Origin of the sequence: Rhizobium sp. 768_B6_N1_8 (genome assembly GCF_051811225.1) — a bacterium.
In the GTDB taxonomy this organism is placed as follows: Bacteria; Pseudomonadota; Alphaproteobacteria; order Rhizobiales; family Rhizobiaceae; genus Rhizobium.
Genome location: NZ_JBPWPV010000002.1, coordinates 1,925,893 through 1,939,730 on the forward strand (window position 1 = coordinate 1,925,893; position 13,838 = coordinate 1,939,730).

Here is a 13,838-nt window from a genome sequence, read left to right on the forward strand (position 1 = left end):
CATCAGGAAACAGTTATGACCAAGACAAATGACGCAGTCGATGCGGTCGTCGTCGGCCTCGGCTGGACGGGCTCGATCATGAGCATCGAGCTTGCGCGCGCCGGCCTCAAGGTCCGCGCGCTCGAGCGCGGCCCAGATCATACCGCAGAAGACTTCGCCTATCCGAAGCCTGCCGACGAATATGCCTATGACAAGCGCTTCAAGGTCTTCGCCACGCCGAAACAAGCTGCTTTGACCGTGCGCCACGATACGAGCAAGACAGCGCTCCCGACGCGTCAGTGGGGCTCGTTCTGTCCCGGTAACGGCGTCGGTGGCGCCGGCCTGCACTGGACGGGCGTGCTGCTGCGCGCGACGCCGACCGATCTCAAGCTCAAGACCTATGCCGACCAAACCTATGCGCCGGGCGCCCTGCAGGAAGACATGCAGGTTCAGGACTTTCCGGTGACCTGGGACGAACTGGAACCGCATTACGATTTCTTCGACAAGGTCTGCGGCCTTTCCGGCAATACCGGCAACCTGCGCGGCGAGATCCAGCCGGGCGGCGATCCCTTCGAAGGCCCGCGCTCCAACCCCTTCCCGCTGCCGCCGCTGAAAGACACCCTGAACGCCTCGATGTTCAAGGAAACTGCGACGAAGCTCGGCTTTCATCCGTTCCCGAACTCATCGGCTAACGTCTCCACCGCCTATACCAATCCCTACGGCGCCCAGCTTGCTCCCTGCAATTACTGCGGATATTGCAGCAAGTATCCTTGCCTAAACTATTCCAAGGCTTCGCCGAACACGACGATCCTCGACGTCGTCAAGCGGGTGGACAACTTCTCCTACCGTGTCAATGCGGAGGTCATCCGCGTCGATCTGCATGACGACAAGAAGACCGCCAAGGGTGTCACCTATATCGACGAAAACGGCGAGGAAGTCTTCCAGCCGGCAAAGATGGTGCTGCTCTGTTCGTTCCAGTTCGCCAATGTTCACCTCATGCTGCTGTCCGGCATCGGCAAGCCCTATGATCCGAACACCGGCGAGGGCGTCGTCGGCCGCAATTACGCCTTCCTGTCGAACGGCAGCGCGACGCTGTTCTTCAAGGACAAGAACTTCAATCCTTTCGCAACGGCCGGCGCCACCGGCGAGATGTGCAACGATGTCTCGCCACGTCCGGGCTTCGAGGATGGCGTCAAGTACGGCTTCCTCGGCGGTGCCAAGATCCACAGCTCACAGTCGACCGGAACGCCGAGCGGCACCGCGCTGCCCAAGGGCGTTCCAAGCTGGGGCGCAGGATGGAAGAAGGGGATGAAGGATTGGTATGGCCACTCGATGAAGATCGGCATCACCACGACCTGCATGTCCTATCGCGGCAATTATCTCGATCTTGACCCGACCTATACGGACGATCATGGCCGGCCATTGCTGCGCATGACGTTCGATTGGAAAGAGAACGAGCTGAAGCTGCAGCAATACCTGCGTGAAACGGTGCTGAAGATTGCCAACGAGATGGGCGCCGACAGCATTTCCGACAGCTTCTTGAAGCCGGACTCGCATTACGATCTTCGGCCCTACGTCTCGACCCACAATGTCGGCGGCGCGGTGATGGGTGATGATCCGAAGACCTCCGCTCTCAACAAGTACCTGCAGAGCTGGGATGTCCACAATGTCTTCGTGCCGGGTGGCAATGCCTTCCCGCACAATTTCCAGAGCAACCCGACGGCGACCATCGGTGCTCTGACCTATCACTCCGCCGCGCAGATCGTGAAGGAGTACATCAACAACCCGGCGCCGCTGGTTCAGGCATGAGGGAAGTCACAAAGATGATGAAACCCATGATTTTTGCGGCTCTCGCGCTTGCCGGATCCGCCGCTGCCTCGTTTGCGCAGGACGCCGATAAGGCTCTGGTAGCCAAGGGAGAATACCTGGCACGCGCAGGCGACTGTGTCGCCTGCCACACCGCCCCCGGCGGCAAGCCGTTTGCAGGCGGCCTGGCGATCAAAAGCGACCTCGGTTCGATCTTCTCAACCAATATCACGCCCGACAAGCAGACTGGCATCGGTAATTATACCGAGGCCCAGTTCACCGACGCTGTCCGCAACGGCATCCGTTCGGATGGTGCGCATCTCTATCCGGCCATGCCCTACCCGTCCTACCACAAGGTGGCCGACGAGGACATGCATGCCCTCTACGCCTATTTCATGCATGGCGTAGAGCCGGTCTCGAACAAGCCGACCGCCACCGCCCTGGGCTTCCCGTTCAGCCAGCGCTGGGGCATGTGGTTCTGGAACCTGGCATTCGACGCACCTTCCGACGCGCCGAAATCCGTCGCCGCCCTCACCGGCGTCCAGCGCGGCGCGTATCTCGTCGAGGGGCTTGGCCATTGCGGCAGCTGCCATACGCCGCGCGGCTTCGCCATGCAGGAAACGGCCTATGACACCGGTAGCGACAGCTACCTGAGCGGTGGCGACCTCAATGGCTGGCCGGTTCCCTCACTGCGTGCCAAGGGCAGTTCAGGCGAAGGGATCGCTGGATGGAGTCAGCAGGATATCGCCGATTACCTCGGCATGGGCCGCAACCGCGTTGCTGCGGTCGGAGGCGAGATGACCTCGGTCATCGAGCACTCCATGGGCTATATGAATGACGGCGATCTCAACGCCATCGCTGCATATCTGAAGTCCCTGCCGCCAACGCAGCAAGTCCAGCCGAAGCCGACCGCGGCCGCAGAACAGACGGTCCAGAAGCTGACGGCTGCAAAGGATCTGCCCCTCGGCGAGCGGCTCTATCTGGACAATTGCAGCGCCTGCCATCTGGTCACCGGCAAGGGCGGACCGAAGGTTTTCCCGCAGATCGACGGCGCGTCCATCGTGACCGCAAATAGCCCAATCGGCCTGATCCACACCATTCTCGCGGGCGCGGCAACACCATCGACCGATCGCGCGCCTTCGGTGCTGACCATGCCGGGCTTCGGTAGTCGCCTGAAAGACGACGAAGTGGCGGCGCTTGCAAGCTTCCTGCGCGGTGCGTGGACCAACAACGCGGCAGCCGTCTCGACGGCCGACGTGGCCAAGGTTCGCGCGACCATAAAGGATGAGACGGCAAGTTCCGCATCTGCATCGAACTGACCGCTATGTTTGTCGACTGAAGAAGCCGGCTCCCGCAAAGGTGCCGGCTTTTCTGTTATCTCCGATCGATCGCCTTAAACAGACGCGAGCTGGTCGTGAGAACTTTCAATGTACTCTCTATGGAGAAACTCCCGTTGCTCGTCCATGGAAAGCTGATCACAGATTAGGCGACGACGACAACGTGGGGCTGGAACAGCGGTTACGCTTAACTGGTTCTCCCTCAATTTCAGGCTTGGCGCTCTTGATAGGATCAGAACCTTCGACCCCGTTGTTACAAGAGCTATCCGTCTGAAATTCCTCAGTAGCGGACATCGGCTTTGCCTGGATGGAATGACCGATTTGGGGCCGACAGCAGACCGACAGCCTCGGGTCTCGGATCTCAAATAGCGGACATTCAGTCGGAGCGAGTATTGTCGTGACGTGACCCGATCCGGTCGTTCCGCTGGCGTAAGCTCGAACGTCCAGAATGCGACTCAAAGCCTTCAATGACAGCCGCCGAAACAAGGCGTATGATTGCTTATCGCTGGCTAGAACCTTTCAAGCGTCAGCGACTGAGAGCGCAAGACTCCCGCGTTAAGATAAGAGCGCGCTCTAGCTCACAAGCCTTCGGGCGCGCCGACAAGATGTCACCCTCTGGCGGAATCTCTTTTGCTCGATTCCGGTCCCGACCCTTTTTGTAGTTCGGAGGAGCGTACCGATGCCGATCATCCAAACCCGTCGCCGGTTCATGGCCAGCGCTGCAACGGCAGGCGCTGCCGCTATCGTCGGTCTTCCGGAGTTAGTCCAGGCGGAACCGCTGGAAACGACCTCGGTTCGTCTGCCGCGGTGGGTTGGTGGTTCCTACTGCTGGGCAGGCGCGTACATCGCCGGAGACCTGATGCGCGCAGAGGGCTTCACCGACGTTCGCTACGTCGAGGGCGACAGGAGCGTCGACCAATCGGAGTGGATCGCACGCGGTGAAACGGACTTCTCTGTGAACTTTCCGCCGAATCAGATCGCGTCGATCGACGCCGGCGTGCCGATCAAGGTGCTAACCGGGTTGCACTCGGGATGCCTCGAACTGATCGCCAAGGAGAGCATCCGCAGCGTCACGGATCTGCGGGGCAAGAGGGTGGGCGTGGACGGTTTCAACAACTCGCGACACGTATGGCTGACCCTCATGGCCGCCTATGTCGGGCTCGATCCCGTCAACGACATTCAGTGGGTCTTGACTGAAAACAACAAGCCAACAGAACTCTTTGTCGAGGGAAAGATAGACGCATTCCTCGGCACGCCGCCCCAGCCGCAGGAGCTGCGCGCCAGGAAGATCGGCCACACGATCCTTGACAATGCTGTCGACCGCCCGTGGTCAGAATATTTCTGCTGCATGATCTCCGCCACGGCGGACTACGTGAACAAGTACCCGGTGGCGACCAAGCGGGTCCTGCGGTCCATCGTTAAGGCCGCCGACCTCTGCGTCGCGGATCCGGGAATGGTGGCGCGGCAGATGGTCGATCGCGAGTTTGTCCCGTCGTATGACTACGCGCTCCAGACGCTGAAGGATATCCGCTACGACCGGTGGCGGGAATACGATGCTGAAGACTCCCTGCGTTTCTATGCCCTGCGTATGCAGGAACTGGGCATGATCAAATCCACTCCGCAGGAGATTATCGCCGGCGGCACCGACTGGCGCTTCCTCAACGAGCTTAAGCGCGAGTTGAAGACATAAGCAGCTAACCGGTGTGTTGTGCCTTTTTTGGGAAGGAGAGGCCCATGCAGATCATTCAAAAACGCCGCGCCTTCATGGCTGGCGCCGCGGCGGCCTGCTTCTTACGCACTGCAACACAGGCCCGGGCCGAGCCACCACCGGAAACGACCACTGTCCGCCTTCCAGTGTTCGCCAAAGTTTCCGACTGTCAGTCGCCCATGTACGCTGCCGGCGATCTTCTTCGTGCCGAAGGTTTCACCGACATCCAGTTTGTGGCTTCAGGCACCGGCCCGGATTCTTCGGACTGGATCGGTCGCGGTGAGATCGATTTTGACTGGAACTACCCGCTGGCACATGTGCTCAACATCGACAAGGGCACACCGATCAAAGTCCTGACCGGTTTGCATGTCGGCTGCTTGGAATTGATTGCAAATGATCGAGTTGATGGTGTCCCTGACCTCAAGGGCAAAAGGGTGGGAGTGGATGGGAGCGCCATCGGTTATCTACTTATTAACGTGATAACCGCGTATGTCGGTCTTGACCCTGCTAAGGACTTCGAAACGCTCGCAACCCCTGATGCTGTTCAGAGCCTCGCCGACGACAAGATCGATGCCTTCCTTGGCCAGCCGCCTCAGCCACAGGTGGCACGCGAGCGCAAGCTAGGCCATGTTATCCTCAGCATTGCGATCGACAAACCCTGGTCGCAGTATTTCTGCTGCATGCTCGCGAGCACTTCGGACTACGCTGAACACTACCCGATCGCGACCAAGCGCGTCACGCGGGCCCTGCTGAAGGCCGTCGATCTCTGTATTACCAATCCGGAAGCGGTGGCCAAAGGCGCAGTCGATACGGGCTATGCCAGCCGATACGACTACACGCTTCAGGCGATCCGTTCCGATATACGCTACGACAAATGGCGAGAATACGATCCCGAGGATTCAATGCGCTTCTATGCGCTACGGATGCAAGAAACCAAGGCGATCTCGATAAGCCCTCGGGAAGTCATAGCCCGCGGAACGGACTGGCGCTTCCTCAATGAGCTTAGGCGCGAGTTGAAGACATGAGCAGGTGGCCGACACTTCTTCTGTCGTTGGCGCTGCTTTCTGGGCCGGCGCATGCGCATGACGCCCCGCACAACCAGCGCCTGCCGACTATCGGACAGGCGCCGGATTTCACCCTGACATCGCAGGACCGGACACCCGTCTCGCTGCACGAGCTCCACGGCAAAGTGGTCGCGGTTGCGTTCATCTTTGCTTCCTGTACCGACGTTTGCCCGATGCTGACCGACAACATGGCGCGCGTGAAAGCCAAGCTGGGCAGTGCGTTCGGATCCGAGATCGCTTTCGTTTCGATCACCGTCGACCCGGAGCGCGATACCCCCGAGGTGCTGAAGCAATACGCCAGGAATTTCGACGCAGACTTAAAGGGCTGGTCGTTTCTGACCGGCGATCCCGCAATTGTCCATGAGGTTGGACGCAAATACGGCATTATCGCGAGGAAGACGGCGAATGGTGACGTCGATCACACTCTGCTGACGTCGCTCGTGGACCGTAATGGCAGCTTGCGCGTGCAGTACCTCGGTGCTGCGTTCGACTTGGAGGAGTTCCGGGGTGACCTTGTTAGCCTCATGGGTGAAGCCAAGTAACGTCGCAAGCTGGCTGATTGGCTGGGTTGCGCGGCTCCCGGCGCGCGTCCAGACCAAACTGTTGATCGCGTTCCTGTCGATCGTCGGACTGCTGATCGTGCTTGGGGCGGTCGGATTGCAGGTGCTGAGTGGGGTCAACGCTCAGACTTCCGAGCTGATCAAGCTGCAGCGCAAGATTGCCGCCTATCGCCAGGTCCAGCACGACACGACGAACCAACTCTACAGCATCTCGACTGCGCTTTTGCTTCAGGACGAAAGGATGCTCGATGCAGCATTGCGCCAGCTCAACCAGTTTAGCTACGACCTCGACCGCATGGAGTTTGTCGCCGCAAGTGAGGAGCAAGTGCTGGGCGAGGTCCGGCAGGAATACAACCAGATTACCGCAAAGGTCACACGTGTCGTCGAGCTCATCCGCGCCGGGCGCACCGACGAGGCGCGCAGGATGCAGCTCGATGAGATCATACCATCGGCCGACCGCCTCGAGCGGCTGACCAACCAACTGGTCAACATCGCGGAAGCCGACATGGTGGCGGCAATCGAGGCGACCGAAGGGGCGTACGGGACGTCGCGACTGATCGTGGTCTCCTTTGCGGTGGGCAGCATCCTGCTGGCACTCGGGCTCGGCTACATTATCTCTTGGTCATTGATCGAGCCGGTCAAGAAGATCGAGATGCGTCTGCGTCAGATCGCGGCCGGCGATTTTGCGCAACAGGTTGCCGTCGTCAACCGGGATGAGCTTGGTGTGCTTGCGAGAAATGTCAACCAAACGTCCGAGCAGCTGGGGCGGCTTTATCAAGAGGTGCAGGCGCGCACGGCCGAGCTTGCGCGCTCGGTTGGGGAATTGGAAGCGCTGGCGGAAGTCAGCAAGGCTGTCAACTCGACGCTCGATCTTGACACCGTGCTGCAGACGATCGTAGCGAAGGCGGTTCAGCTGTCGGACACGGATGCGGGCACTATCTATGTGTTCAGCAGCACCAGGCAACAATTCCGCCTCCGCGCCACTTTTGGGATGAGCAATGAGCTCATTGCCGCGATTTTCAACCAACCGATAGGACTGAATGACCCGGGCATCGGCGACGCCGCACGGCGTCGCACGCCGATCCAGGTACCTGATCTCACCGAAGGAGCGCCGTCTTCCGTTCAGAAGATCGTCCTCGACGCCGGATATCGTAGCGTCCTGGTGGTTCCATTGCTCAGGCCGAACAAGATCGTCGGTGCGCTTGTCGTCAGGCGCCGTAAGCCAGGTGAATTCGACGAACAGGTCGTCCGCCTGATGGAAACCTTCGCAGCCCAATCGGTGCTTGCCATCCAAAACGCGAAGCTGTTCCGCGAGATTGAGGAGAAAGGCCGGGAGCTCGAAGCAGCCAGCCGCCACAAGTCTCAATTCCTCGCGAACATGAGCCATGAGCTCAGGACACCGCTCAATTCCGTGCTGGGCTTCACCGAGCTGTTGGTCGACGGGATCTACGGCGAGCTCCCGGACAAGGCGAAGACGACCGTGGCGCGCGTGCAAGCAAACGGCCGCCATCTATTGGGGCTCATCAACGACGTGCTCGATCTTTCAAAGATCGAAGCGGGCCAGCTGACGCTTGCGCTCGAGGATTATTCCGTTGGGCAGATCGTTCGCTCGGCGGTTACGGCCGTGGAGCCGCTGGCGCATTCAAAAGGGCTTTCGCTCGCTGCGACCGTCGCCGAAAATCTTCCGCTGGGCCGCGGGGACGAACGCCGTCTGACGCAGGTCCTGCTCAATCTCGCAGGCAATGCTGTCAAGTTTACCGAGACGGGCGCGCTGGACATTCGTGCCGATGCCGTCGATGGGCACTTTGAGATCTCGGTGCGGGACACCGGCCCCGGCATTGCGCCCAAGGACCAAGTGCTTATCTTCGAAGAATTCCAACAGGTAGACAACAGCAGCACAAAGCAAAAGGGCGGCACGGGCCTCGGCCTGGCGATCTCGAAACGGATCGTCGAAATGCACGGCGGAACCATAAGCGTCGAGTCCGTGCCCGGTTCAGGCTCGACGTTCCGCATGAGGATACCAATTCGGGTGGAGGACGTGAAAGCGGCATGAGCAAACGAATCCTGATGGTGGAGGACACGGAGGACAACCGCCAGATCGTGCGCGATCTGTTGGCCACCACCGAATACGAACTGATAGAGGCCGCAGACGGTGCTGCCGGTATCGCTGCAGCGGTGGCCGAACAGCCGGACTTGATCCTCATGGACATACAGCTTCCTGTGATCGACGGGTATGAAGCTGCCCGCCGCATAAAGGCTGACCCGACACTCCGGCACATTCCCATAATCGCCGTCACCTCGTACGCCTTGTCTGGAGATGAGGCGAAAGCCCTTGCTGCGGGGTGCGACGGCTACCTGGCCAAGCCATTCAGTCCGCGCCAGCTGCTCGGAAAAATCCGGGAATTCCTTTCCTGAGGGAGGCTGCACCTTGCATGATCCGCCTCGCATTCTCGCCGTTGACGACACGCCGGAAAATCTCGAAATCCTGCGCATGCGCCTCGAGGCGAACGGCTACGAAGTGATGACTGCAGCCGACGGCGAAGAGGGGCTTGCGAAGGCGCGCGGCCTTGAACCTGACCTGATCCTGCTCGACATTATGATGCCGAAGCTCGACGGGATCAGCGTTGTGCGCATGCTCAAGGAAGACGTTTCGCTGCGATCGATCCCGGTCATCCTTGTCACTGCAAAGGCAGATACGCGGGATGTGGTCGAGGGATTGGACGCCGGCGGCGACGACTACCTGACCAAGCCGTTCGAACACAGGGCTCTGCTGGCGCGGGTCCGCTCAATGCTGCGCCAAAAGGCGCTTCACGACACGGTCAAGACCCAGGCACTGCGCCTTGAGGATCAGGCCGCCCAATTGGCGGCATGGAATCGTTCCCTTGAACAAACGCTGGCTGAGCAGGTAACGGAAATCGAGCGAATGGGCCGGCTCAGGCGATTTTTGCCGGCGCAGGTCGCCGACCTCATCGTCGCAGCGGGGGATGGCGACACGCTTCTCCAAAGCCACCGGCGCGAGGTGACAGTAGTTTTCTGCGATCTGCGCGGCTTTACGGCCTTCGCTGAGACCGCCGAGCCCGAAGAGGTCATGGCAGTCCTCAGCGAGTACCATTCCTGTCTAGGCGAGCTAATCACGCGCCACGGAGGAACTTTGGAGCGCTTTGTCGGCGATGGCCTGCTTGTCGTCTTCAACGATCCTTTGGCCTGCGCCGACCACACGGAAAAAGCCGTCTCTATGGCAGTGGGTATGCGTGATGCCATTGACGAGCATTCGGAACAATGGCGCAAACGTGGCTATTTGCTTGGTTTCGGGATCGGCATCGCTCGGGGCCACGCAACCATCGGGCAAATCGGCTTCGACCAGCGCTCGGATTATGCGGTCATCGGCACCATCCCCAACCATGCCGCCCGATTGTGCGAGCAGGCCAAATCACGTCAGATCCTCGTCAGCCAACGGGTCTTCGGCGCCGTGGAACCATTGGTCGAAGCCGTTACAGTTGGCGAATTGAGTTTGAAAGGGTTCCAGCGCCCGATGCCGGCCTACGAAATTGTCCGGTGGCTTGGCTGACGAACCCTGCCAGATATGAGGTAGATCTAAAAGGCTGATAGAGGCGGCGGGAGCGGCCGTTCCACCGAGGGCAAGCAAACGGCAACAATTGGCGCAACCGCGACCTACAGCTTCGCCATCGGCGATGTCTGCATTTGGGCAGTGGCAAAGGCGTCTTCAACAGCCGACATGAGGGCGCAAAGCGGAAACAATTCTGGCCTTGGTCCGGAAGAAGAACGCCTGCTCCTATCGCAAGAGCGATGGAAGCTGACAAAATAGTCGAAAGGGCCACAGACATTGCTCAGCCCTTCATGATGACATTGACCACAATCTGTGCGTTCGTTCTCGACAAAGCCCAGGCGTCCGCCGTCTGCGCAAATCGAAACATCTTTTCTGCGACCGCGCGGACAACGCGGCGTTTACCAACTTGGCGATCTCATGCAGGTGCCAACCTTCCGCCCAAATTAAAAGGACGGGAGACAGACGGGGAAGTCCACGGCCACGGCTAGCCATGGCGCGAATACCGCCAGATCCGCTGCACACCTTGCAGCCAACAACATCGGAGCTGACAGCCCCATCTAATTGATGATCTGCTCGCTGATTGACTGCCTGAGCCTGCGAACGTCGCGGACGGGCGGAGCCCCGAATTGCCGCAGATATTCGCGGCTGAACTGAGAGGCGCTTTCATAGCCGACCGCATAGGCGACGTCGGAGGCACTATGGTCGCCGGCGAGCAGCAACTGGCGCGCCTCCTGAAGGCGTATCTGCTTCTGATACTGGATCGGGCTCAATCCAGTCAGCGCGAGAAAGTGGCGATGCAGGCTCGCACGGCTCATGCCAGCAGCTTCGCACAGAGCCTCGATCCGCAGCCGCGTATTACCGCGGTCGCGGATCCATTCGACCGCGCGGCGGATGCCGCCGATCGCGCCTTCCGGGCGGGCGATGTGGCGCAACAGTCGCCCCTGCGGGCCCTGCAGGAGACGATAAAGCAATTCGCGTTCGGCCATCGGCGCGAGCGCCGGGATGTCCGCAGGCGTGTCGAGCAACGCCAGCAGTCGCAGCAGTGTGTCGCGCAGCGGCGGAGTCATCGGATTGATCGCGATGCCGCTGCCTGGCGCGTCCGCGTCGCGCACCGCCGGCATCTTCGATGCGACTTCGGCCAGAAGTGCCGGATCAAGGACTAACGAAACCGCCACATAAGGACTGCCGTCGTCAGCGTCGTGGATCTGGCCGCTCAAAGGCAGATCGAGTGCGCTAACCAGATATTGAGACGCGTCGTAGCGCAGGAGGTCGTCGTGGATGGCCACCTCTTTCGATCCCTGCAGAATGAAGCAGATCATCGAGCGGTAGAGACACGGTGACGTTCCCGAGGTCGTTTGTCCTACGCCGATTTCCAGGCGCGGGATCGGCGTCAGGATCATTCCGGTCCGCCCGTGGCGGAGCGCGATATCGCGATGCGGCTGTAGGTTGTCGGTCATGGCAAATACTATGACACCATTTCTCCCATCTGCAAAGCGCTTGAGACAATTAGGCAAGCAATTGAGAGCATTAGGCGGGGAGTCGGATACACCAATCGCCTATTTGAGTGGCAGCGAAGGCGACGCCTCAGCAGCGTGCCGTCCAGAAAATCAAAATCACAAGGAATGTAGCCATGTCTCAGAAGATCGCACTCATTACTGGTGCCAGCCGCGGCCTCGGACGCAACATGGCGCTGCATCTCGCCAGGCGTGGTGTGGGCGTCATCGGCACCTACAGAAACAGCGCGGCAGAAGCCCAGGCGCTGGTTGACGAGATCAAAGCCCTGGGCGGAAAGGCAGCGATGCTGGCGCTCGACGTCACCAACACGGCAAACTTTTCCGGCTTCGCGCAGGCGGTCACCCACACGCTTGGGAGGACCTTTGGCGTCGACCGGTTCGATTATCTGGTCAACAACGGCGGCGAGGGCCTCTACGCAATGGTTGCCGAGGCGAGCGAGGAGCAGTTCGACCAGATGGTCGACATGCACCTGCGCGGGCCGCTGTTTCTGACCCAGAAGCTGCTGCCGATGATCGTCGACGGCGGGCGCATCCTCAACGTGTCCTCGGGCTTTGTGCGGACGACCATGGCCGGTTATGGCCTCTATGCCGCGGCTAAGGCGGCGATGCAGACGCTGACCAAGTTCATGGCGGTCGAACTGGGCGCACGCCAGATCCGCGTCAACGCGATCGCGCCGGGCGCCATCGCCACCGACTTCGCCGGCGGCCGCGTGCGCGACGACAAGCATATCAATGACTTTGTTGCCGGTAATATCGCGCTCGGCCGCGTCGGCCAGCCCGACGACATCGGTGGCGCGGTCGCCGCAATCCTGTCCGATGATCTCGGTTGGGCCAACGGCACGACGTTCGACGTGTCGGGCGGCCAGTCGCTCTGATCTCTGTTCCAGCGCATCGAGACACCATCATGACTGAGCTAAACCTCACTCTCGTCAGCCATCCGCTGTGCCCATTCGTCCAGCGTGCCGCGATCGTCCTCCTCGAGAAGGGGGTAGCGTTCGACCGGGTCAACGTCGATCTGTCGGCCAAGCCTGACTGGTTTCTGGCCCTGTCGCCGACCGGCAAGGTGCCGGTGCTGAAGGTACGCCAGCCGAACGGTGAGGAGGCGATCCTCTTCGAAAGCGTGGTCATCTGCGAATATCTGAACGAGACGCAGGGTGGCGCGGCGATGTACCCCGACGATGCATTGCTGCGTGCACGGCATCGCGCCTGGATCGAATTCGCCACCCAGACCTTTACGGAGGGCTGGCAGTTCCTTCACGCAAAGGACATGGCGACCGCCGACGCCAAGCGGGCCGCCTTCCGTGATCGGCTGAGCAAGATCGAGGCCGAACTGGGCGACGGCCCGTATTTCGCCGGAGCGCAATTTGGTCTGGTCGACGCGGTCTACGCACCGCTGTTCCGTTATTTCGGGATCATCGATCCGGTAGTGGCGGACCCGATCTTCGCTGGCCTGCCACGCGTGACGGCGTGGCGCGCGGCACTTGCCGAGCGATCCAGCGTCAAGAACGCCGTGATCGACACCTATCCCGACCTGTTTCGCGACCACCTGCGCCAGCAAGGCGCGATGATCGCGGCTTAACAACCAGAATTCCAAGGAGTGATATCATGACCGACCCATCCAATAGCGCGCTGATCCTGATCGAATATGTCAACGAGTGGCTCTCCCCGACCGGCGGCATTTATCCGGTGTTTCAGGACCGGGAGCAGGTTGACACCGCTATCGCCAATTCGAAGATCATCCTCGAAGAGGCCCGCCGTCGCGGCCTGCACGTGATCCACGCAGCGCTGAAGTTCGAGCCGACCTTCAAGGTGCTGGGCGAGGCCAAGTACGGCCTGCGTAAGATGACGCGCGACCATGGCGCGTTCCTGGGCGAGCAGGCCGATTTCTTCCCCGGCTTCGAGCCGGCGGAAGGCGAGCATGTCGTTCGCGAGCGCGCCGGCGGCAGCAGCGTCTTCGTCGGAACCACGCTCGACGGCTACTTGCGCAACAACCGCATCGACGAGATCTACCTGTCGGGCTTTTCGTTGCGCCAGTGCGTCGAGTCTTCGATGCGCAATGCCCACGACCTCGGCTACCATACCAACGTCATCTACGACGCGTCGGCCGGCTATACCCGCAAGCAAAAGGACGACTTCGTGGCCGAGATCGCGCCCTTTTACGCCAACGCCATCACCACCCAGGAATTCGTGGCGCAGGCATAATCCGCCGCTGGACCCGGCCCGGTTATAGGGCCGGGCCTCCCGTCGGGCCGTAGATGCGAGGCAATACGATTATCGGGATGATGGTCGAACTCACAGTCGC

General features: G+C 60.4%; 12 protein-coding genes. 11 read left to right on the forward strand and 1 reads right to left on the reverse strand.

Annotated features, from left to right (window positions below; genetic code table 11):
- Window positions 1-15: 15 nt before the first annotated feature.
- The 8 genes from AB8B33_RS33155 (at window position 16) to AB8B33_RS33190 (ending at window position 10,022) form a co-directional block, all read left to right on the forward strand.
- On the forward strand, window positions 16-1,788 hold the full coding sequence (locus tag AB8B33_RS33155) for a GMC family oxidoreductase (RefSeq protein WP_439018615.1): 1,773 nt from the start codon (window positions 16-18) through the stop codon (window positions 1,786-1,788).
- Window positions 1,789-1,802: 14 nt separating this feature from the next.
- Window positions 1,803-3,104: a c-type cytochrome gene (locus AB8B33_RS33160; protein WP_439018616.1), complete on the forward strand. Its 1,302-nt coding sequence runs from the start codon at window positions 1,803-1,805 to the stop codon at window positions 3,102-3,104.
- A gap of 697 nt (window positions 3,105-3,801) precedes the next feature.
- Window positions 3,802-4,812 carry an ABC transporter substrate-binding protein gene (locus tag AB8B33_RS33165; RefSeq protein WP_439018617.1) on the forward strand — a complete coding sequence of 337 codons (1,011 nt, stop codon included), beginning with the start codon at window positions 3,802-3,804 and terminating at the stop codon, window positions 4,810-4,812.
- Between the two features lie 44 nt (window positions 4,813-4,856).
- Window positions 4,857-5,855 (forward strand): ABC transporter substrate-binding protein, encoded by a 999-nt coding sequence (locus tag AB8B33_RS33170; RefSeq protein WP_439018618.1) that lies wholly within the window; start codon window positions 4,857-4,859, stop codon window positions 5,853-5,855.
- Window positions 5,852-6,436: an SCO family protein gene (locus AB8B33_RS33175; RefSeq protein ID WP_439018619.1), complete on the forward strand. Its 585-nt coding sequence runs from the start codon at window positions 5,852-5,854 to the stop codon at window positions 6,434-6,436. Before AB8B33_RS33170 ends, AB8B33_RS33175 begins: the two co-directional genes overlap by 4 nt.
- On the forward strand, window positions 6,402-8,507 hold the full coding sequence (locus AB8B33_RS33180; RefSeq protein WP_439018620.1) for an ATP-binding protein: 2,106 nt from the start codon (window positions 6,402-6,404) through the stop codon (window positions 8,505-8,507). The genes AB8B33_RS33175 and AB8B33_RS33180 overlap by 35 nt, the downstream gene beginning before the upstream one ends.
- Window positions 8,504-8,869, forward strand: a complete 366-nt coding sequence (locus AB8B33_RS33185; protein WP_025582425.1) for a response regulator — start codon at window positions 8,504-8,506, stop codon at window positions 8,867-8,869. The genes AB8B33_RS33180 and AB8B33_RS33185 overlap by 4 nt, the downstream gene beginning before the upstream one ends.
- A gap of 13 nt (window positions 8,870-8,882) precedes the next feature.
- Entirely contained in the window at window positions 8,883-10,022 is a 1,140-nt protein-coding gene (locus tag AB8B33_RS33190; protein ID WP_439018621.1) for an adenylate/guanylate cyclase domain-containing protein, read from the forward strand.
- Window positions 10,023-10,579: 557 nt separating this feature from the next.
- Here the strand turns inward: AB8B33_RS33190 and AB8B33_RS33195 are convergent.
- Window positions 10,580-11,479 carry an AraC family transcriptional regulator N-terminal domain-containing protein gene (locus AB8B33_RS33195; RefSeq protein ID WP_439018622.1) on the reverse strand — a complete coding sequence of 300 codons (900 nt, stop codon included), beginning with the start codon at window positions 11,477-11,479 and terminating at the stop codon, window positions 10,580-10,582.
- 173 nt (window positions 11,480-11,652) lie between these two features.
- Here AB8B33_RS33195 and AB8B33_RS33200 point away from each other — a divergent pair, with 173 nt between their 5' ends.
- From AB8B33_RS33200 to AB8B33_RS33210, 3 genes are read left to right on the forward strand one after another with little or no spacing between them, the layout of a single operon-like run.
- Entirely contained in the window at window positions 11,653-12,411 is a 759-nt protein-coding gene (locus AB8B33_RS33200; RefSeq protein WP_439018623.1) for an SDR family NAD(P)-dependent oxidoreductase, read from the forward strand.
- Between the two features lie 29 nt (window positions 12,412-12,440).
- On the forward strand, window positions 12,441-13,115 hold the full coding sequence (locus AB8B33_RS33205; protein ID WP_439018624.1) for a glutathione S-transferase family protein: 675 nt from the start codon (window positions 12,441-12,443) through the stop codon (window positions 13,113-13,115).
- A gap of 26 nt (window positions 13,116-13,141) precedes the next feature.
- On the forward strand, window positions 13,142-13,738 hold the full coding sequence (locus tag AB8B33_RS33210) for an isochorismatase family cysteine hydrolase (protein WP_439018625.1): 597 nt from the start codon (window positions 13,142-13,144) through the stop codon (window positions 13,736-13,738).
- Window positions 13,739-13,838: the final 100 nt, after the last annotated feature.

Bases quoted from the DNA above. Each gene is read 5' to 3' on its own strand.
- AB8B33_RS33155 (WP_439018615.1), top strand. From the start codon at position 16: ATGACCAAGACAAATGACGCAGTCGATGCGGTCGTCGTCGGCCTCGGC.
- AB8B33_RS33160 (WP_439018616.1), top strand. From the start codon at position 1,803: ATGATGAAACCCATGATTTTTGCGGCTCTCGCGCTTGCCGGATCCGCC.
- AB8B33_RS33165 (WP_439018617.1), top strand. From the start codon at position 3,802: ATGCCGATCATCCAAACCCGTCGCCGGTTCATGGCCAGCGCTGCAACG.
- AB8B33_RS33170 (WP_439018618.1), top strand. From the start codon at position 4,857: ATGCAGATCATTCAAAAACGCCGCGCCTTCATGGCTGGCGCCGCGGCG.
- AB8B33_RS33175 (WP_439018619.1), top strand. From the start codon at position 5,852: ATGAGCAGGTGGCCGACACTTCTTCTGTCGTTGGCGCTGCTTTCTGGG.
- AB8B33_RS33185 (WP_025582425.1), top strand. From the start codon at position 8,504: ATGAGCAAACGAATCCTGATGGTGGAGGACACGGAGGACAACCGCCAG.
- AB8B33_RS33195 (WP_439018622.1), bottom strand. From the start codon at position 11,479: ATGACCGACAACCTACAGCCGCATCGCGATATCGCGCTCCGCCACGGG.
- AB8B33_RS33200 (WP_439018623.1), top strand. From the start codon at position 11,653: ATGTCTCAGAAGATCGCACTCATTACTGGTGCCAGCCGCGGCCTCGGA.
- AB8B33_RS33205 (WP_439018624.1), top strand. From the start codon at position 12,441: ATGACTGAGCTAAACCTCACTCTCGTCAGCCATCCGCTGTGCCCATTC.
- AB8B33_RS33210 (WP_439018625.1), top strand. From the start codon at position 13,142: ATGACCGACCCATCCAATAGCGCGCTGATCCTGATCGAATATGTCAAC.